We start from the raw sequence: 20,408 nt of genomic DNA on the forward strand, positions 1-20,408 counted from the left end.
CCTCCGTCACCATCACTCGATCAACCTCCGTCGAGCGTGACGGCGAGTCGCGTCAGCAGGTGCGTCAGCTGTGCCTGGCTGGTGCAGCCGGTCTTGAGGAAGATCGCCTTGAGCTGGGTGCGCGCGGTCTCGTGCCGGATGCGCATCTGCCGGCTGGCTTCGGGCAACCCTTCGCCCGTGGCCAGCCGCGCGACCAGCCGGGTCTCGGCGGGTGTCAGGCCGTACAGGCTGCGCATGACCGAGTCGAGCAGTACCGACGGGGCGCCCGCCTCATGCACGACGACCAGCGCCGCGGGCGTCTGCCATGTCGAGGCAAAGGCGTGGCTGGCCGGCAAGGGCAGCACCAGGACTTCGGCCTGGCTGCCATTCGGGCCAGTGGCGCGGGCGGCCATGGCGGCCTGTGGTTTTGCGGGATCGCAGGCGCCGGTCGGGCGAATAGATGGCCACGGCGAACGCCAGTCGTTCGATCAGCCGCGTTGCCAGCGTGGTCATCGTCGACAGCGCCAGCGTGCGGTCGCGGATCGCAATCGCGCTGCGCATGTGCGGCACCACCCAGTCGAGCCGCCGCGCGTCATCGCCGCTGAAGTTGCCCTGCGCCAGCGAGCGCTGCATCGAGAAGTAAACCTCGTAGTGCGGCTGGCGCTCTACCAGGCAGGCCATGTACGAACCCAGTTCGAACTTGTGGAAGAACTCGCCATAGAACGGATGACGCGCCATGGCCTGATGGCCCAGGTCGCGCGCATCGACATACCAGGCGCCGGGCACCAGTCTGGGTGCGAACGCCTTGGCCGGGTCCATGGCCTGGAAATCGTTTTCATAGGCGAGAAACAATTCCTCGACCGGGTTGACCACCTCGTTGACGGTCACCTGATCGCGGACTGTGTCCCATACCATCATGGAGGCGTGCGTCGTGCCGGCGATTGCCGTTAACGCACGCAGACTTTGCTGCCAGGCTGCCGGGTCCAGGATGCCCTCGTAAAGCCCCCGGATCGCGCCATGCATGGTCGCTTGATCCATTTCAGACTACCCCCTTGCATTCGCCACGCTTATTTTTGGCCTCTTGGTAACCGGGGGTGTCCCGGGTCCGCGGGTCATATTTCTTATGGTCCGGTCGCGCCGGACCTGCAGTGATGTACTAAAACCACCAGAATTGACGTGAGTGTCTGGCCATGCATACGTTTAGTACATTAAGGCGTACATTACTCCAACCCGGTTGTTGAGCGTGCAATCGGGTGCCCCCCCTTCGGTAGGGGATGTTCCGGGCTGGGCATGGCATGTGACGGATATGCCGCGAAACGGGCAGATCGCGTCGTACGGTAGTAACGATCAGGTAAAATGCCGGTTTTCCCGATTTCCACGGGCGGCGCATGTCGCCCACGTCCCGCTCTTATCGCCATGACCTCTGTCCTGCGTCTTACCGATCTCATTTCCCAAGGCAAAATCTCCGGCAAACGTGTGTTCATCCGTGCCGACCTGAACGTGCCGCAAGACGACGCAGGCAATATCACCGAAGACACCCGCATCCGCGCGTCGGTGCCGGCCATTCAGGCCTGCCTGGACGCCGGCGCGGCCGTCATGGTGACGTCGCACCTGGGCCGTCCGACCGAGGGCGAGTTCAAGCCCGAGGATTCGCTGGCCCCGATTGCCACGCGCCTGTCCGAACTGCTCGGCAAGCCGGTGAAACTGGTCCAGAACTGGGTCGACGGTGTCGAGGTGGCGCCTGGCCAGATCGTGCTGCTGGAAAACTGCCGCGTGAACAAGGGCGAGAAGAAGAACAGCGACGAGCTGGCCCAGAAGATGGCCAAGCTCTGTGACGTCTACGTGAACGACGCGTTCGGCACCGCCCACCGCGCCGAGGCCACGACCCACGGTATCGCCAAGTTCGCCCCGATCGCCTGCGCCGGCCCGCTGCTGGCCGCCGAGATCGACGCGCTGGGCCGCGCGCTGGGCCAGCCGGCGCGTCCGCTGGTGGCCATCGTGGCCGGCTCGAAGGTTTCGACCAAGCTCACCATCCTGAAGGCACTGGCCGACAAGGTGGACAACCTGATCGTCGGCGGCGGCATCGCCAACACGTTCATGCTGGCCGCTGGCCTGAAGATCGGCAAGTCGCTGGCCGAGGCCGACCTCGTGGGTGACGCCAAGACGATCATCGACATCATGGCCGCGCGCGGCGCATCGGTGCCGATTCCCGTCGACGTGGTCTGCGCCAAGGAGTTCAGCGCCACGGCTGCGGCGACGGTCAAGGACGTCAAGGACGTTACCGACGACGACATGATCCTCGACATCGGCCCGAAGACCGCCGCGATGCTGGCCGACCAGCTCAAGGCTGCCGGCACGATCGTCTGGAACGGTCCGGTCGGCGTGTTCGAATTCGATCAGTTCGGCAACGGCACCAAGGTGCTGGCCGAAGCCATCGCCACGTCGAAGGCATTCTCGATCGCAGGTGGCGGCGACACGCTGGCCGCCATCGCCAAGTACGGCATCGCCGATCGCGTCGGGTATATCTCGACCGGTGGCGGCGCCTTCCTGGAATTCCTGGAAGGCAAGAAGCTGCCCGCATTCGAAGTGCTGGAACAGCGCGCCGCAGGCTGATGACCCGACAGGCCGGCGCGGGACATCCCCGTCCGGCCAGTTTCCAGAAAAACCAAGCGCCCCCCACCAAGGAAGCTGCCCGCATGACACGTTCCACCAAGATCGTCGCCACGATTGGCCCCGCATCCAGCACGCTGGAAGTGTTGACCCGCATGATCGGAGCAGGGGTCGATGTGGTGCGCCTGAACTTCTCGCATGGCACCGCGCAGGACCATATCGATCGCGCCGCCCTGGTGCGTGAGGCAGCGGCGGCCTGCGGGCGCGAGGTGGCCATCATGGCCGACCTGCAGGGCCCCAAGATCCGCGTGGGCAAGTTCGAGAACGGCAAGATCACGCTCAAGCCGGGCGATGCGTTCATCCTCGATTCGGCCTGCCAGATGGGCAATCAGGAGCGCGTGGGCCTGGACTACAAGGATCTGCCGCGCGATGTGGGCCCGGGCGACCTGCTCCTGCTCAACGACGGTCTGATCGTGCTGGTGGTGGACCGCGTGCTCGGCAACGAGATCTTCACCACGGTGCGTATCGGTGGTGAGCTGTCCAATAACAAGGGCATCAATCGTCAGGGTGGCGGCCTGTCGGCGCCGGCGCTGACCGCCAAGGACATGGAGGACATCAAGACCGCCATGGCGCTGGGCGCGGACTACGTGGCCGTGAGCTTCCCGAAGAACGCCACCGACATGGAAATGGCCCGCCAGCTCACCAACGTGGCAGGCCAGCCGCACAACCACAAGGCGCGCATGATCGCGAAGATCGAGCGGGCCGAGGCGATTCGTCCGGGCGTGCTCGAGGAAATCCTGCTCGCGTCGGACGGCATCATGGTGGCGCGCGGCGACCTGGCCGTCGAAGTTGGCAACGCCGCCGTGCCCGCGCTGCAGAAGCGCATGATCAAGCTGGCGCGCGAGGCCAACAAGCTGACGATCACCGCCACCCAGATGATGGAGAGCATGATCGTCAACCCGGTGCCGACGCGGGCCGAAGTGTCCGACGTGGCCAACGCCGTGCTCGATGGCACCGACGCCGTGATGACGTCGGCAGAGACCGCTGCCGGCCGCTATCCGGTGGAAACGGTCGAAGCCATGGCCGCGATCTGTCTGGAAGCCGAGAAGTCGGAGGTGGTGCAGCTCGACACCGACTTCCTGAACCAGACCTTCGCGCGGATCGACCAGTCGATCGCGATGGGTGCGCTGTTCACCGCCTATCATCTAGGTGTCAAGGCGATCGCGGCGCTGACCGATTCCGGCGCCACGGCGCTGTGGATGAGCCGTCACCGCATCCACGTGCCGATCTATGCGATGACGCCGAACCTGGCGTCGCAACGCAAGATGCAGCTCTATCGCAATGTGGTGCCGCTGCCGCTGCAGTCGAGCGCGGACCGCGACGTGGCGCTTGAGCAGGCCGAGGAACTGCTGCTGTCCCAGGGCGTGGTGCAGCGCGGCGATTTCATCGTGCTGACGATCGGCGAGCCGATGGGCCAGCCCGGCGGCACAAATACGCTCAAGATCGTGAGGGTGGGCACCCGGTAGGACGCGCGCCCATGTGGCGTGCCAGACAGACATGACCGCGCCCGATGCGCGAGCCTGTCTGGCGCAGCAACGACAAGAATTCAGAAATACCCCAAGCTATTTACATTCAGGAGTTAGACATGCCACTCGTATCCATGCGCCAGTTGCTGGACCATGCCGCCGAGAACAACTACGGTCTGCCGGCTTTCAACGTGAACAACCTCGAACAGGTTCAGGCCATCATGCAGGCCGCCGACGAGGTCAACGCCCCGGTGATCATGCAGGCATCGGCTGGCGCGCGCAAATACGCTGGCGAGCACTTCCTGCGCCACCTGATCGAAGCCGCTGTGGAAGCCTACCCGCACATCCCGGTGGTGATGCACCAGGATCACGGCCAGTCGCCGGCGATCTGCAAGGCCGCCATCGACCTGAACTTCTCGTCGGTGATGATGGACGGCTCGCTGAAGGAAGACGGCAAGACCCCGTCGGACTACGAGTACAACGTCGACGTGACCCGCAAGGTTGTGCAGATGGCCCACGCGCTGGGCGTGACCGTGGAAGGCGAACTGGGTTGCCTGGGCTCGCTGGAAACCGGTGAAGCCGGCGAGGAAGACGGCATTGGCGCCGAAGGCAAGCTCGATCACTCGATGCTGCTGACCGATCCGGAGCAGGCCGCCGACTTCGTCAAGGCCACCCAGCTCGACGCGCTGGCCATCGCCATCGGCACCTCGCACGGCGCGTACAAGTTCACGCGCAAGCCCACGGGCGACATCCTGGCCATCGGGCGCATCAAGGAAATCCACGCCCGCATTCCGAACACTCACCTGGTGATGCACGGTTCGTCGTCGGTGCCGCAGGAACTGCTGGCTGAAATCCGCCAGTTCGGTGGCGACATGAAGGAAACGTACGGCGTGCCCGTGGAGGAAATCCAGGAAGCGATCAAGTACGGCGTGCGCAAGATCAACATCGACACCGACATCCGTCTGGCGATGACCGGCGCGATCCGCCGCTTCTTCGTGGAGAACCCGAGCAAGTTCGACCCGCGCGAGTACCTGAAGCCGGCCCGCGAAGCCGCCAAGCTCGTGTGCAAGGCCCGCTACATCGCCTTCGGTTGCGAAGGCCAGGCCAGCAAGATCAAGGCCGTGTCGCTGACCGACGTTGCCCAGCAGTACAAGGCCGGCAAGCTCGCCCAGGTCGTGCAGTAAATTGTGTCGTTGCCCCGCCTGGTGCGGGGCTTTGCTACTTCATGGGGCTTCGCATCGCGCTCGAAGCCCCGCTTGTTTTTCAGCCGCAGCCGTTTTCACACCATGTCCGACGCCCTCTACGAATCCTCCATCCAGTCCCTGCCGCTGCTCGGCAAAGGCAAGGTCCGCGATAACTACGCTGTCGGCGACGACAAGCTGCTGATCGTGACCACCGACCGTCTGTCGGCCTTCGACGTGATCCTGGGCGAGCCGATTCCGGCCAAGGGCCGCGTGCTGAACCAGATGGCCAACTTCTGGTTCAAGAAGCTCGCGCACATCGTGCCGAACCATGAGACCGACGTGACCGCTGAGTCCGTGGTGGCACCGAACGAGGTGGAGCAGGTAAAGGGCCGCGCCGTGGTGGTCAAGCGCCTGAAGCCGATCCTGGTGGAAGCGGTGGTGCGCGGCTATCTGGCCGGCAGCGGCTGGAAGGACTACCAGGCCACGGGCAAGGTGTGCGGCATCGCCCTGCCGGCCGGCCTGCAGAACGCGCAGAAGCTGCCCGAGCCGATCTTCACGCCGGCGGCCAAGGCCGAGATGGGCGAGCACGACGAGAACATCTCGTTCGATGAAGTCGAGGCCCGCATCGGCAAGGAACTGGCCGCGAAGATGCGTGACATCTCGATCCGCCTGTACAAGGAAGCCGCCGACTACGCCGCCACGCGCGGCATCATCATTGCCGACACAAAGTTCGAGTTCGGTCTGGACGAGAACGGCACGCTGACGCTGATGGACGAAGTGCTGACGGCCGATTCGTCGCGCTTCTGGCCGGCCGATTCGTATCAGGTGGGCACCAACCCGCCGTCGTTCGACAAGCAGTTCGTGCGTGACTGGCTCGAAGCCGTGCGCATCGACGGCAAGCCTTGGCCGAAGACCGCGCCGGCGCCGAAGCTGCCGGAAGACGTGGTGCAGAAGACCGCCGACAAGTACAAGGAAGCGCTGACCCGCCTGACCGGCGAAGCGCTGCAGTAAAGGCAGGAAGGGTAATTGAAGATGAGCAACGAATCGAAGCCTGTGGTTGGCGTGGTAATGGGCAGCAGTTCCGATTGGGACGTGATGCAGCACGCCGTGGCCATGCTCAAGGATTTCAACGTGCCGTTCGAAGCGCAGGTGGTATCGGCGCACCGGATGGCCGATGACATGTTCCGCTATGCCGAAGCGGCGCGTGGCCGCGGCATCCGCGCGATCATCGCCGGCGCCGGCGGTGCCGCGCACCTGCCGGGCATGATCGCCGCCAAGACCATCGTGCCGGTGTTCGGCGTGCCGGTGCCGTCAAAGTACCTGCGCGGCGAGGACTCGCTGTTGTCGATCGTGCAGATGCCGAAGGGTGTGCCCGTGGCCACCTTCGCCATCGGCGAGGCCGGCGCCGCCAACGCGGCGCTGCACGCGATCGCCACGCTGGCCACCACCGACGACGCGCTGGCCAGCGCGCTGGAAGTGTTCCGCGCCAAGCAGACCGAAGCCGCGCGCGCGATGACGCTGCCCGTATAACTTTCTGAAGTCTCACCGTAGCCTGAGCCATGCCGACCGATATCCATCCCCACCTGTCCGAAGCGCATACCCCCGAGTCGCGCGCCGAGTTCGGCGTGGACAGTCCGAACTCGCCGATCCTGCCAGGTGCCTGGCTCGGCATGCTCGGCGGCGGCCAGCTCGGCCGCATGTTCACGCACGCGGCGCAGTCGATGGGGTACCGCGTTTGCGTGCTCGATCCGGACCAGGACAGCCCGGCCGGCTCCGTGGCTGACCGGCACATCTGCGCGGCATACACCGACGATGCGGCGCTGGCTGAACTGTCCAGCCTGTGCGAGGCGGTGAGCACCGAGTTCGAGAACGTGCCGTCGATCTCGCTTGAGCGTCTGGAGGAAGCCGGCGTGTTCGTCGCGCCGCGCGGCTACTGCGTGTCGATCGCGCAGAACCGCATCGGCGAAAAGAAGTTCTTCGCCTCCTGTGCAGACCGTACCGGCGTGCCGCCGGCCCCGCACTGGGTGATCCAGCACGATGCCGACGTGGACCGGCTGCCTGATGAAGTGCTGCCGGGCATCCTGAAGACCGCGCGGATGGGCTACGACGGCAAGGGCCAGGCGCGCGTGAAGTCGCGCGAGGACGTGCGCGTCGCATGGAAGGCCATGCAGCATGTGCCGTGCGTGCTCGAGCGGATGCTGCCGCTGGCGTACGAGGTGTCGGTGCTGGCCGCGCGTGCCGCCGATGGCTCCACCGCCACGTGGCCGCTGGCCGAGAACGTGCACCGCGATGGCATCCTGTTTTCGACGACGATGCCTTCGACAAGCGTGTCGGACGATATTTCCCAACGCGCCCGCAACGCCGCGGCGACGATTGCTTCGGAAATGGGCTACGTCGGCGTGCTTTGCATTGAATTCTTCGTGCTGACCGATGGCACGCTGGTGGCCAATGAAATGGCGCCGCGCCCGCATAACTCGGGGCACATCACGATGGATGCTTGCGAGACCAGCCAGTTCGAGCAGCAGGTCCGCGCGATGGCTCGCCTGCCGCTGGGCAGCACCCGCCAGCATTCGGCCGGCAAGATGCTGAACCTGCTTGGCGACTGCTGGTTCGAGTTCGGCCTGGAGCGTACGCCCGCGTGGGATGAGGTGCTGGCACAGCCCGGCGCCAAGCTGCACCTCTACGGCAAGAACGATGCGCGCCCGTCGCGCAAGATGGGACACGTGAACTGCGTTGGCGACCACGCCGAAGCGGCTGACCGCACGTTCGATGCCGCCGCCAAGGCGCTGCACATCCCCAGCTGAAACCGGTAGTTCGCGATGTCTTCACGCATGCCCACCGCCGCGGAGCTGGAAGAAGCTGTTCGCCTGCTCGAAGCCGGCGAGCTCGTGGCCTTCCCGACCGAGACCGTCTACGGTCTCGGTGCCGATGCCGAGAATCCTGAAGCCGTGGCGCGTATCTTCGCCGCCAAGGGCCGTCCGTCGAACCATCCGGTGATCGTTCACGTGGTCGATGGCGCCGATGTCGGCTACTGGAGCGACGACGTACCCGACGCCGCGCAGAAGCTGATCGATGCGTTCTGGCCCGGTCCGCTGACGATCATCCTGAAACGCGCCGCCCACATCCCGGCAGCGGTTGCCGGTGGGCAGGACAGCATCGGTTTGCGCTGCCCGTCGCATCCGGTGGCGCAGGCGCTGCTGTCGCGCTTCCGCCGTGGCCGTGGTGGCATTGCTGCGCCATCGGCCAACAAGTTCGGCCAGGTCAGCCCGACCACGGCCGAGCATGTGCGCGACGAGTTCGGTGGATCGGTCTATGTGCTCGAAGGCGATGGCGTGGACGTTGGCATCGAATCGTCGATCGTCGATCTGTCCCGCCTGGATACGGCTGGCCCGGTGCTGCTGCGCCCGGGCGCGATCACGGCGGCGATGATGGCCGACGTGCTCGGCACCATGCCGCTACCGCCGGACGCCGCCGCGCCGCGCGCATCGGGCACGCTCAAGGCCCATTACGCGCCCCGCACCACGCTGACGCTAGCCCAGGCGGACGCCTTGCCGCAGTACCTGCATGGGCTGTCCGCCGATGGCAGGCTGGCCTGGGTGGGTCGCGCGCCGGCAACCAGCGATCCGCGCTGCACGTTCGTTGAAGCACCGGCCACGCCGGACGCTTATGCGCAGGAGCTGTACCGGCTGTTGCGCCGGCTCGACAAGGAAGGATTCCTGCGGCTGGTGTTCGAACCCTTGCCGGAGAGTCCCGAGTGGGACGGGGTGCGGGACCGGTTGGGTCGCGCCGCGGCTGCGTTCGAGGATTCCTGAGGTTAGGGGAGAAAGCGGAGGAAGGCGGGGAGAGGGCCAGGCGCTCCATCCCCCACCACGCCCGTCACAAAACCCTCACCTCAAGGCGCGCCCTTATACACCCACTGCATCAACGCATCGTGCGCCTCCTGCGCCCCCGATGCGTTCGGGTGATTGATATACGCCACCACCACATAACGCTGCCCGTCGAGCGCGTCGACGTAGCCCGCCAGCGCGCGCACATCCTGTAGCGTGCCCGTCTTCAGGTAGGCATTGCCGGCCGCATTGGCGCGGGTCAGGCGATTGCGCAGCGTGCCATCCACGCCGAGGATCGGCAGGGAATCGATCAGCACCGGCCCAACATCGCTGGCCAGTGCCTGTTGCAGCAGGCGCGCCATGTCGTAAGCGCTGATCCGTTCCTCGCGTGACAGTCCCGAGCCGTTCTCCAGTACCAGATCCGGCATGTCCAGCCCCTGGCGCGATAGCCAGCGCTTGATCACGCGTGTCGACTTCTCGGTGCTGGCCGGGCCGCTCCGGTCGATCTCCGCGCCAATCGTCAGGAAGAGCTGACGTGCCATCACGTTGTTCGAGAACTTGTTGATGTCGCGCACGATCTCGCCGAGCGGCTGGCCGTAGTGCCGCGCCAGCAGGAACGCGCTGCGCGGCACGGTGCCGCCGCGCAGTCCGGGCGGACGCACGAAGCGGCCACCCGCCGCCTGCCATTCGGCCACGAAGCCGCCCCAGATGAAATCGCTGTGCGAGAGTGTGGCCAGGTTGACCACGTGTTCGCCACAATCGGCGGAGTAGTTGCCGTCGAACGCGGCGACGATGGTGCCGTCTGACTGCGGCGTGATGCTTGGGTTGGCACGTGCGCGCCAGTCACCGCAACGGCCGTTGACGAGCGTCAGGCGGTTATCCACACGCAATTGCGCCAGCGCCGGCGTGACGGCCACGTCGACGGCGCGGCCGGCGGCGTCGGGCGTGATCGTGAAGGTGAGCGTCTTGAAGGCATAAAGCAGCGCATCAGGATTGACGTTGTAGGCGCGTTGCGTCTCGCCATCGATCGTGTAGCTGTTGTCCTGGGTATCCGCGAAGAAGCTGCGGTCGAGCACGAGATCGCCGTTGATGGCCGTCGCGCCAGTCGATCGCGCCGTGTTGACCAGCTTGGCCATCTCCTCGGGCACCAGCTTCGGGTCTCCCCGGCCGCGCAGATAGACGTTGCCGTTGATCACCCCGTCCGGGCCTGGCTGGCCATCGGCGTAGAGCGAAGTGAGCCAGCGATAGTCGGGCCCGAGCAACTGCAGTCCGGCGAACGTGGTGACCAGCTTCATCGTCGACGCCGGGTTCATCGGCGCCTCGGCGTTCCAGCTCACACGCGGGCGCGGCGCGCCGACCTTGATCACGTAGAAGCTTGCTGCCGACAGTGGCACATGCGCGCGGCGCAGCGCCGTGGTGACAGTGGCGGGCAGGCCGGTGCGCGCGGCGGCCGGGTCCGCGGCTTCGGCACTGACGCGCTGGACCGACGGTTTGGTGGCTTTGACGGATTTGACGGGTTTGGCCTGGGCTCCAGTCAGGCCGAAGGCGAGCAGCGCGACCGTTGCGATAACGGGAGACAGGCTGCGGCGGAGCAGGGAGGGGCGGATTGGCATGGCGCTCATGTTAACGCATGGCCCACGCCCGATGGATGACGTGAATGCGGCCGTTTCTGGCCGCATTTTGTTGCTGAGGTCGACCGCGCGTCGCACGGTCGGATTTCCGCGGTTCCTAGTTGGCCGACGGGCAATCGGCAGGCTGGCTATCCTCCTTCGCCTTGAGGCCAGGGATCGGGAAGACCGCGTCATAGACCCAGTTGTAGACCAGCGCGTAGACCATGTAGAAGCCGGCCACGGCGATGTCCATGATGAACGCGTCGAGCAGGGTCATGTCGAGGTACCACGCCACCGATGGCAGGAACACGAGCAGCAGGCCACCCTCGAACAGGATTGCGTGCAGCACGCGAATCGCCGGCGTCTTCCGGAGTTGGCCGGTGAAGCGCAGCATCCCGCGGTCGAAGAGGATGTTGTAGACGTAATTCCAGACGGCAGCGATCAGTGACGCGACCGCGCCCACCAGACCCATCTGGTGCAGCGCGTAGCCAAATACCAGGCTGGCAAGCGGGGCGAAGATCAGCAACCCGATCAGCTCGAAACCGACGGTGTGACGGATCCGGTCTGCGGTGGTGCGCATGAAGCTCTCCTTTGTGAAACGATGGAGCGCATTCTATCGGCGGGACAGCTAATCGCAAGTTGGGTAGTATCGGTTATTCCGATAGAAGGGGATTCCCCCTGCGACCGGCTTTCGCCACCGTCTGCCCCCGTCGCCCCCTCCTGCTTGTGCGAGAGGGGAGAAAGCCAACGAGAACGCACACCATGAGCCTGTCCCTCGAACAGTTGCAAGCCTTTGCCGCCGCAGCCGAGACCGGATCCTTCTCCGCGGCGGCCCGCCAACTTGGCAAGGCACAGTCCGTCGTCAGCGCCGCCGTCGCCAATCTGGAGATCGACCTCGGCAACGCGCTGTTCGACCGCACCGCCCGCTATCCGGTTCTGACGCCGGCCGGCGAGCGGCTGCTGGTCGAGGCGCGTGTGATTCTGGAGCGTTGCGAGCACTTTCGGGGCGTCGCCAAGAGCCTGGGCGAAGGTGTCGAGTCCCGCCTCACGCTGGCCGTCGACGAGCTATATCCGGAAGAGACCCTTGGCGTGCTGCTCGACGAGTTCTCGCAACGCTTCCCGTCGGTCGAACTCGAACTGCTGTTTCCGCTGATGGAGGACGTGAGCCGGCTGGTGCTGAGCCAGTGCGCGGACCTCGGCATCATGTGGCGCCAGGAGATCCTGCCGCCCGAACTCGGCTTCCATGCGCTGGGCTGGGTGCCGATGCCGATCATCTGCGCGCCCGACCATCCCCTTGCCGCCCAGCCGCGCGTGGACTTCGAAGAGTTGAAACGCTACCGGCAGTTGATGGTGGCCACGCGCAGCGACAGCGAGGAAAAGAAACGGCTGCGTGTGGCGGCCGAAGTCTGGTGGGTGGAAAGCCAGTGGGTGATCGTCGAACTGGTCAAGCGCAAGCTCGGCTGGGCGTTTGTGCCCTGGCACGTGGCGGCCAACTCGCCCGCCGCTGCCGGGCTGGTATCGCCGCAGATGACCTTCCAGGACCAGGACTGGCCCGTGGCGATGGAAATCGTGTGGCACAAGCAGCGGCCGCTGGGCAAGGCGGCCACATGGTTGCGGGAGCGGGTCAGTCAGCAGCCGTTGCCGATGCCGGAGGGGCGGTAGCGCGCTGCAGCGCCGCTACCGAGTCCGCTATTGAGTCCGCCACCGAGTCTGTTATTGCGCTGTCGATGCGGGCGCGGTAGCCGGCGGGGCGCTATCGGCCTTCCCCACCTCCATATCCGGTCCATGCCATCCGCCGCCAAGCGCCTTGATCAGCGTGACGGCCGCGGTGTACTGCCGCCCCATGATCGTCAATGTGGTGTTCTCCGCCGTATAGGCCGCGGTCTGTGCCGTCAGCACATCCAGCAACGCTGCGGTGCCGGCCTTGTAGCGGTGGTTGACCAGCGAAAGCGCTTCGCGTGCCGAGCGCAGCGCGTCGTTCTGGACGATCGACTCCTGTTCGAGCACGCGGGCCGAGGCGAGGTTGTCCTCGACCTCCTGGAACGCGCCCAGCACGGTCTGCCGATAGTTCGCCACGGTCTGGTCGTATTGGGCCACGGCAATTGCTGTATTGGCACGGCGCAGGCCGCCGTCGAACACGGTGCCGGCCAGACCGGCACCGATTGACCAGACGCGGTCAGGCAGAGAGAGCCAGCGCGCCAGGGTGCTGGCCGTCAGCCCGCCTGTGGCGGATAGCGAGAGCGTCGGGTAGTAGGCCGCTTCGGCCACGCCAATATTGGCGTTCGCAGATGCCATGCGCCGTTCCGCAGCCGAGATATCGGGGCGGCGTTCCAGCAACTGCGACGGCACGGCCACCGGTACGCGCGGAATCGTGTCGCGGTTGTCGACGGTCGCCACGGTCAGGTCCGCCGGGGGTTTGCCGACCAGTACCGCGATGGCATGTTCGAGCTGCTGCCGCGTGATCTGGATATCGAGTTGCTGTGCTTGCGCGGACTTGAGCTGGGTTTCCGACTGCAGCACGTCCGAGCGTTGTGCGGTGCCCGCCTTGTACTGGTTCTGCACGAGCTGCAGCGACTTCGCGTAGTCGGCCACGGTGCGGTCCAGCAGCGCGTGCTGGGCGTCCGCCACGCGCAGCAGGAAGTAGCTCTGCGCCAGCGTTGCCTGCGTGGAGAGCAGGATCGAAGCCAGGTCGGCCTCGCTGGCCTGCGCGCCGGCCTGGGCGCTTTCCACCTGCCTGCGCACGCGGCCCCACACGTCGATTTCCCAGTTGGCGGACAGCGTCAGGTTCTGGCCGTTGATGATCTGGCCATTGCTGCTCGTCGCGCCGCGCGAAACGCCGGCGTTGGCGCCGACCGTCGGGAAGTAGCCCGCGCGTGCCGCGGATAGCGATGCCGTGGCCTGGCGATACTGTGCTTCCGCCGCCTTGATGTTCTGGTTCGATATTTTGACCTGAGACATCAGCGCGTCGAGCACGGGATCGTCGAATACGCGCCACCAGTCGGGGCGCGCCATGATGTCCTGCGGCTCGGCGGTTTTCCAGTCGCCGGTCCATGCGGGCATGTCCTCGCTGGCTTCCTTGAAAGCCTTGGGCACGGGCGCATCGGGCCGCTGGTAATCAGGGCCGACCGCACAACCGGTCAGCAGGGCACAAGCCAGCGCGACGACGGTGAACGAGAATTGGCTTCGAGACATGGCAATTGCCTTCATCAGTGTTCGAGGCGCGGCGTGGTGCCGCTTGCCTGGGTGCGACGACGCTCGCGCCAGGCCTTGACCTTGAGGCGCCAGCGATCCAGCGTGAGGTAAACCACAGGCGTGGTGTACAGCGTCAGCAACTGGCTGACGAGCAGGCCGCCGACGATCGAGATACCGAGCGGCGCGCGCAGTTCGGCGCCATCGCCGCGGCCCAGTGCCAGCGGAATCGCGCCCAGCATCGCTGCCATCGTGGTCATCATGATCGGGCGGAAACGGAGCAGGCAGGCGCGGTAGATCGCGTCGCGCGGGCTCAGGCCGTCACGCCGCTCGGCGTCGATCGCGAAGTCGATCATCATGATCGCGTTCTTCTTCACGATGCCGATCAGCAGGATCACGCCGATCAGCGCGATGATGCTGAACTCGGTCTTGAACAGCAGCAGGGCCAGCAGCGCGCCCACGCCCGCCGACGGCAGCGTCGACAGGATTGTCAGCGGATGCACGTAGCTCTCGTACAGGATGCCCAGCACGATGTAGATCGTGATGATCGCCGCCAGAATCAGGATCGGCTGGCTCTTGAGCGAATCCTGGAACGCCTTGGCGCCACCCGCGAAATTGGCCTGTAACGTCTCCGGCGCGCCGATCCGCGCGAGCGCATCCTTGATCGCGTCGGTAGCCTGCGACAGCGAATAGCCTTCGGCCAGGTTGAACGAGATCGTCGACGCCGCGAACTGGCCCTGGTGGTTCACGCCGAGCGGCGTGCTGGTCGGCATCACACGCGTAAAGGCCGCGAGCGGCACGCGTTTGCCACCGCCGGTGACGACATAGACATCCTGCAGCGCGTGCGGCCCCTGCAGATACTCGGAGCTGAGTTCCATCACCACGCGGTACTGATTGAGCGGGTGGTAGATCGTCGAGACCAGGCGCTGCCCGAAGGCATCGTTGAGGATCGCGTCGATCTGCTGCGCGCTGACGCCGAGCTTCGACGCGGTGTCGCGGTCGATGATCACTGACGTCTGCAGGCCCTTGTCATTGGTATCGGTGTCGACGTCCTCGATGCCCTTGATGTTCGAAATTGCCGCGCGAACCTTTGGCTCCCACTCGCGCAGCACGTCCAGGTCATCGGACTGCAGCGTGAACTGGTATTGCGAACTGCTCTGTCGCCCACCGACGCGGATATCCTGCACCGACTGCAGGAACAGGCTGGCGCCTGGCTCCTTCGCCAGCTTGCCACGCAGCCGCGCGATGATTGCATCGGCGGATTCCTTGCGCTCGGACAGCGGCTTCAGCGTGACGAACATCTGTCCCGTATTGCGCTGCGAGCCGCCCGTGAAGCCGACCACGTTGACCACGGCCGGGTCGGTCTGGACGATCTGGATAAAGTTGTCGAGCTTGGTGCGCATCGCCTGGAACGATGTGGCCTGGTCCGCGCGGATGAAGCCGATCAGGCGGCCCGTGTCCTGCTGCGGGAAGAAGCCCTTTGGCACGATCACGTAGAGCCAGACGTTCAGTGCCACCGTGGCCAGCAGAACGATCCAGACCAACGTGCTATGGCGCAACGCCGCGCCCAGCGTGCGTGCGTAGGCCTGCTGCATCCATGTGAAGACGTGCTCGGTTGCGTGATGAAAACGGCCCTGGGATTCTTCACGCACCGGGCGCAGCAGCCGTGCGCACATCATCGGCGTGGTGGTCAGCGACACGACCAGCGACACCAGGATGGCGACCGACAGCGTGATCGCGAACTCCTGGAACAGCCGGCCGACGATGCCACCCATCAGCAGCAGCGGGATGAACACGGCGATCAGCGAGAGACTCATCGACAGCACCGTGAAGCCGACCTCGCGCGCGCCGCGCAAGGCGGCGGCCAGCGGCTTCATGCCTTCCTCGATATGGCGCGAGATGTTTTCCAGCACCACGATCGCATCGTCGACCACAAAGCCCGTGGCGATGGTCAGCGCCATCAGCGAAAGATTGTTCAGCGAGAACCCGGCCAGGTACATCACCGAGAACGTGCCGACCAGCGATACCGGCACCGCCACACTCGGAATCAGCGTGGCCCGCACGTTGCGCAGGAACAGGAACACGACCATGACCACCAGAGCCACCGAGATGATCAGCGTCTGTTCCACCTCGCGCAGCGAGGCGCGGATGGTGGGTGTGCGGTCCATCATCACGTCCATCGAGATCGCGGCCGGGATCATCTTGCCCAACTGCGGCAGGATGTCGTTGACGCGGTCCACGGTCTCGATGATGTTGGCGCCGGGCGAACGGTTCAGCACCAGTAGCACCGATGGCTTGCCGTTGGCAGAGCCGGCATTGCGGATGTCCTGTACCGAGTCGACCACATTGGCCACGTCCTGCAGGCGGATTGGCACCGCGAAGCCGTTTGGCCCCTTCGCGCCGTTGCTGCCGCCGGTGGCGCCCGTGGTGATCGTCGTGGTGCCGCTGCTGGTGGTGATGGTGGTCGTGGTGACGCCGTTGACGGTCTTCGTGCTGACGTTGCCGCCGGCGGCGGCGTTGGCGGTGCTGGCGATCAGTGCGCCGGCCGACGCGGACGAGTACGTGCCCGGTGTCGCGTAGCGGATGATCAGCGGCATATAGTCCTTGGCCGCCATCGCCTGATCGTTGGCATAGACCTGCCACGCGTTGTTGCTGTTCTCCAGCACGCCGAGCGGCCGGTTGGCGTTGGTGGCGCTGATGGTGTTGCGGACGTCTTCCAGCGAGATGCCGTACTTGTTCAGTGACGTGGGATTCAGCTCCACCCGCACGGCCGGCAGCGAGGAGCCGCCGATGGTCACCTGCCCGACACCTTCCACCTGCGAGAGCTTCTGCGCGAGGATCGTCGATGCCGCATCGTAGAGCTGGCCGCGTGACATCGTCTGCGATGTCAGGCCGATGATCATGATCGGCGCGTCGGCCGGGTTGACCTTGCGATAGGTCGGGTTGTTCGGCAGGCTCGTGGGCAGCGTGGCGCGCGATGCATTGATCGCCGCCTGCACGTCGCGGGCCGCGCCGTCGATGTTGCGCGACAGGTCGAACTGCAGCGTCACGCGTGTGGAGCCGAGCGAGCTGGTCGACGTGATTTCCGTGACACCGGCAATCGTCCCCAGCGCGCGTTCGAGCGGCGTGGCCACCGTGGCGGCCATCGTCTCGGGGCTGGCGCCGGGCAGCGACGCAGACACCGAGATGGTGGGGAAGTCCACCTGTGGCAGCGGCGAGACTGGCAGCAGCCGGAACGCCGCGATGCCCGCCAGCAGAATGCCGATGGTCAGCAGCGCAGTGGCAACCGGGCGATGGATGAAGGTGGCCGACAGATTCATCAGACGTTCGGCTCCTGCGGACGGTGCGACGGCTGGCCGCCATCCTCTCCGGTGCCGCCTTCATCGGGGTCGCCAAAGCGGTTGCGGCGCCAGGCCTTCAGGCGGATCGCGACGCGGTCGAACGCCAGGTAGATCACCGGCGTGGTGAACAGCGTCAGCACCTGACTGACGAGCAGGCCACCCACCATCGTGATACCCAGCGGACGGCGCAGTTCCGAGCCGATGCCCGTGCCGAGCATCATCGGCAACGCAGCCAGCAGTGCGGCCATCGTGGTCATCAGGATCGGGCGGAAGCGCAGCAGGCAGGCCTGGAAGATCGCATCGCGCGGCTTCATGCCGCCTTCGCGTTCGGCCTCGAGCGCGAAGTCGATCATCATGATCGCGTTCTTCTTCACGATACCGATCAGCAGGATGATGCCGATGATCGCGATGATGCCGATATCCTGCCCCGACACCAGCAGCGCCAGCAGGGCGCCGACGGCGGCCGACGGCAGCGTCGAGAGGATGGTTACCGGATGGATCGTGCTTTCATACAGCACACCGAGCACGATGTACATCGTGACCACAGCGGCCAGGATCAGCCACAGCGTGTTGGAGAGCGACGCGCGGAAGGCCAGCGCGGCGCCCTGGAACTCGGTGGCCATCGAGATCGGCAGGCCAATCTCGCTCTCGACCTTGGTGATCTTGTCCACCGCCGCGCCAAGCGATTCGCCCGGCGCGAGGTTGAACGAGATCGTCGCGGACGGGAACTGGCCCTGGTGATTGATCACGAGCGGGCCGGTGCGCTCCGAGATGTGCGCGATCGATCCGAGCGGCACCTGGCCGCCAGACGACGACGGCAGGCGCAGCGCGGACAGCGACTCCGGGCTCACCCGGAACTGCGGCATCGTTTCCAGCACCACGCGATACTGGCTCGACTGGGTGAAGATCGTCGAGACCAGCCGCTGGCCGAACGCGCTGTAGAGCGCGCTGTCGATGACCGCGGTGGTGATGCCGAAACGCGCGGCGGCGTCGCGGTCGATCTCCACGTAGGCGCGCAGGCCGTTGTTCTGCTGGTCGCTGGCCACGTCGCGCAGTTCCGGCTCCTGCTTCAGCCGCTCGATCAGCTTCGGTACCCATTCGGCCAGCACGGCCGGATCCGGGTCCTCGACGGTGAACTGGTATTGCGTGCGAGCCACGCGGTCCTCGATTGTCAGGTCCTGCACCGGCTGCATGTACAGTGCCACGCCGCCAAGTTTCTGCACCGAGGCCTGCAGCCGGTCGGTCACGACTTCCATCGAGTCGCGTTCGTCCTTCGGCTTCAGGTTGATGATCATGCGGCCCGCGTTGATCGTCGTGTTGGTGCCGTCGACGCCAATGAACGACGACACGCTTTCGACGGCGGGATCTTCAAGAATCACCTTCTGCACCGCCTCCTGCTTGCGGCCCATCGACTGGAACGAACTGGTCTGCGAGGCTTCGGTGATCGCCTGGATCATGCCCGTGTCCTGCACCGGGAAGAAGCCCTTGGGCACCACCACGTAGAGAAGGCCGGTCAGCACCAGCGTGCCCACGGCGACGAGCAGCGTGGCCGTCTGGCGTCCGAGCACCCAGTTCAGCGCGCGGCCATATTGTTCGATCACGCTGTCGAAGAAGCGGCCCGTGACCACGTGGAAGCGGGACATTTCGCTCTCCGGCACGTGACGCAGCAGGCGCGCGCACATCATCGGCGTCAGCGTCAGGGAGACCACTGCGGAGATCAGGATCGACACGGCGAGCGTGACAGCGAACTCGCGGAACAGGCGGCCGACCACGTCGCCCATGAACAGCAGCGGAATCAGCACGGCCACCAGCGAGAACGTCAGCGAGATGATGGTGAAGCCGATCTGTTTCGAGCCCTTCAGCGCCGCTTCCATCGGCGGATCGCCTTCCTCGATGTAGCGCATGATGTTCTCGATCATCACGATGGCGTCGTCCACCACGAAGCCGGTGGCGATGGTCAGCGCCATCAGCGTGAGGTTGTTGATCGAGAAGCCGGCCATGTACATCACGCCGAACGTGCCCACCAGCGACAGCGGCACCGCCACGCCCGGGATGATCGTGGCGGACAGGTTGCGCAGGAAGATGAAGATCACCATCACCACCAGCGCGACGGCCAGCAGCAGTTCGAACTCGACGTCCTTGACCGAGGCGCGGATCGTGGTGGTTCGGTCGGTCAGCTGCTGCACCTGCACGGAGGCCGGCAGCGACGCCCGCAACTGCGGCATCAGCGTCTTGATGCGGTCGACCACCTCGATCACATTGGCGCCGGGCTGACGCTGGATGTTCAGCACGATGGCCGGCTTGGCGTTGGCCCATGCGGCCAGGCGGCTGTTCTCGGCCGCATCGACGATGTCGGCCACGTCGGTGATGCGGATCGGCGCGCCGTTCTGGTAGCCGATGATGATCTGCTTGTACTCGTCGGCCGACCTGAGCTGGTCGTTGGCGTCGATCGTCGACGCGCGCGCGGGGCCGTCGAAACTGCCCTTGGCGCCGTTCACGTTCGCATTGCCGATGGCGGTGCGCAGGTCGTCGATCGACATGCCGAGGTTGGCCAGCGCCGTCGGGTTGGCCTGGATGCGCACGGCGGGGCGCTGGCCCCCGCTGATCGTGACCAGACCCACGCCCTGGATCTGCGAGATCTTGGCGGCCACGCGCGTGTCGACCATGTCCTGCAGCTTGGGCAGCGGCAGTGTGTCGGACGTCATCGCCAGCGTCATGATCGGCGCGTCGGCCGGGTTGACCTTGCTGTAGATCGGCGGCATTGGCAGGTCAGCCGGGAGCAGGTTGCTGCCCGCGTTGATGGCGGCCTGCACTTCCTGTTCGGCCACGTCGAGCGACAGTGTCAGCTCGAACTGCAGCGTGATCACCGATGCGCCGCCGGAGGAGGACGACGACATCTGCTTGAGGCCAGGCATCTGGCCAAACTGGCGTTCCAGCGGTGCGGTGACCGACGAGGTCATCACATCGGGGCTGGCGCCGGGGTAGAGCGTGGTGACCTGGATGGTTGGGTAGTCCACCTCGGGCAGGGCCGAGAGCGGCAGCAGCCGGAATGCGACCAGCCCCGACAGCAGGATGGCCACCATCAGCAGCGCTGTGGCGACTGGCCGCTCGATAAAGATGCGTGAGGGATTCATGCCGCTCC

General features: G+C 65.5%; 13 protein-coding genes and 1 pseudogene. 8 read left to right on the forward strand and 6 right to left on the reverse strand.

Annotated elements, in window-relative coordinates; translation table 11 throughout:
- Nucleotides 1–20: 20 nt before the first annotated feature.
- A pseudogene (locus tag B2246_RS28105) lies at nt 21–1,017 on the reverse strand (helix-turn-helix transcriptional regulator).
- Nucleotides 1,018–1,395: 378 nt separating this feature from the next.
- Here B2246_RS28105 and B2246_RS28110 point away from each other — a divergent pair.
- From B2246_RS28110 to B2246_RS28140, 7 genes are all read left to right on the forward strand, one after another.
- The gene (locus B2246_RS28110; RefSeq protein WP_008652151.1) at nt 1,396–2,592 is read left to right on the forward strand and encodes a phosphoglycerate kinase; all 1,197 of its coding nucleotides are present in this window, start codon (nt 1,396–1,398) and stop codon (nt 2,590–2,592) included.
- Nucleotides 2,593–2,675: 83 nt separating this feature from the next.
- A complete protein-coding gene (gene pyk / locus B2246_RS28115; RefSeq protein WP_008652150.1) occupies nt 2,676–4,115 on the forward strand; it encodes a pyruvate kinase in 1,440 nt (479 codons plus the stop codon).
- A gap of 119 nt (nt 4,116–4,234) precedes the next feature.
- A complete protein-coding gene (gene fba / locus B2246_RS28120; protein ID WP_008652148.1) occupies nt 4,235–5,299 on the forward strand; it encodes a class II fructose-bisphosphate aldolase in 1,065 nt (354 codons plus the stop codon).
- A 102-nt stretch (nt 5,300–5,401) separates the two neighbouring features.
- Nucleotides 5,402–6,310, forward strand: a complete 909-nt coding sequence (locus B2246_RS28125) for a phosphoribosylaminoimidazolesuccinocarboxamide synthase (RefSeq protein ID WP_008652147.1) — start codon at nt 5,402–5,404, stop codon at nt 6,308–6,310.
- Nucleotides 6,311–6,331: 21 nt separating this feature from the next.
- On the forward strand, nt 6,332–6,829 hold the full coding sequence (gene purE / locus B2246_RS28130) for a 5-(carboxyamino)imidazole ribonucleotide mutase (protein ID WP_035881410.1): 498 nt from the start codon (nt 6,332–6,334) through the stop codon (nt 6,827–6,829).
- A 29-nt stretch (nt 6,830–6,858) separates the two neighbouring features.
- The gene (locus B2246_RS28135) at nt 6,859–8,103 is read left to right on the forward strand and encodes a 5-(carboxyamino)imidazole ribonucleotide synthase (RefSeq protein WP_008652145.1); all 1,245 of its coding nucleotides are present in this window, start codon (nt 6,859–6,861) and stop codon (nt 8,101–8,103) included.
- A gap of 15 nt (nt 8,104–8,118) precedes the next feature.
- Complete coding sequence (locus tag B2246_RS28140) at nt 8,119–9,111, forward strand: L-threonylcarbamoyladenylate synthase (protein WP_286879617.1); 993 nt, start codon at nt 8,119–8,121, stop codon at nt 9,109–9,111.
- 80 nt (nt 9,112–9,191) lie between these two features.
- Here B2246_RS28140 and dacB read toward each other — a convergent pair whose 3' ends face one another.
- Together dacB and B2246_RS28150 are read right to left on the reverse strand one after the other, a co-directional pair.
- Nucleotides 9,192–10,748, reverse strand: a complete 1,557-nt coding sequence (gene dacB / locus B2246_RS28145) for a D-alanyl-D-alanine carboxypeptidase/D-alanyl-D-alanine endopeptidase (RefSeq protein WP_286879618.1) — start codon at nt 10,746–10,748, stop codon at nt 9,192–9,194.
- 106 nt (nt 10,749–10,854) lie between these two features.
- The gene (locus B2246_RS28150; RefSeq protein WP_011515375.1) at nt 10,855–11,316 is read right to left on the reverse strand and encodes a PACE efflux transporter; all 462 of its coding nucleotides are present in this window, start codon (nt 11,314–11,316) and stop codon (nt 10,855–10,857) included.
- A 182-nt stretch (nt 11,317–11,498) separates the two neighbouring features.
- On the opposite strand from B2246_RS28150, the gene B2246_RS28155 reads away from it, so the two are divergent.
- Entirely contained in the window at nt 11,499–12,398 is a 900-nt protein-coding gene (locus B2246_RS28155) for a LysR family transcriptional regulator (RefSeq protein WP_286879619.1), read from the forward strand.
- A gap of 51 nt (nt 12,399–12,449) precedes the next feature.
- Here B2246_RS28155 and B2246_RS28160 read toward each other — a convergent pair whose 3' ends face one another.
- From B2246_RS28160 to B2246_RS28170, 3 genes are read right to left on the reverse strand one after another with little or no spacing between them, the layout of a single operon-like run.
- Entirely contained in the window at nt 12,450–13,943 is a 1,494-nt protein-coding gene (locus B2246_RS28160) for an efflux transporter outer membrane subunit (RefSeq protein ID WP_375198921.1), read from the reverse strand.
- Nucleotides 13,943–17,245 (reverse strand): efflux RND transporter permease subunit, encoded by a 3,303-nt coding sequence (locus B2246_RS28165; protein ID WP_286879621.1) that lies wholly within the window; start codon nt 17,243–17,245, stop codon nt 13,943–13,945. The genes B2246_RS28160 and B2246_RS28165 overlap by 1 nt, the downstream gene beginning before the upstream one ends.
- The gene (locus tag B2246_RS28170) at nt 17,245–20,400 is read right to left on the reverse strand and encodes an MdtB/MuxB family multidrug efflux RND transporter permease subunit (RefSeq protein ID WP_008652134.1); all 3,156 of its coding nucleotides are present in this window, start codon (nt 20,398–20,400) and stop codon (nt 17,245–17,247) included. The genes B2246_RS28165 and B2246_RS28170 overlap by 1 nt, the downstream gene beginning before the upstream one ends.
- Nucleotides 20,401–20,408 lie beyond the last annotated feature (8 nt).

The organism is Cupriavidus sp. UBA2010, from assembly GCF_002335265.1.
Classification (GTDB): domain Bacteria; phylum Pseudomonadota; class Gammaproteobacteria; order Burkholderiales; family Burkholderiaceae; genus Cupriavidus; species Cupriavidus metallidurans.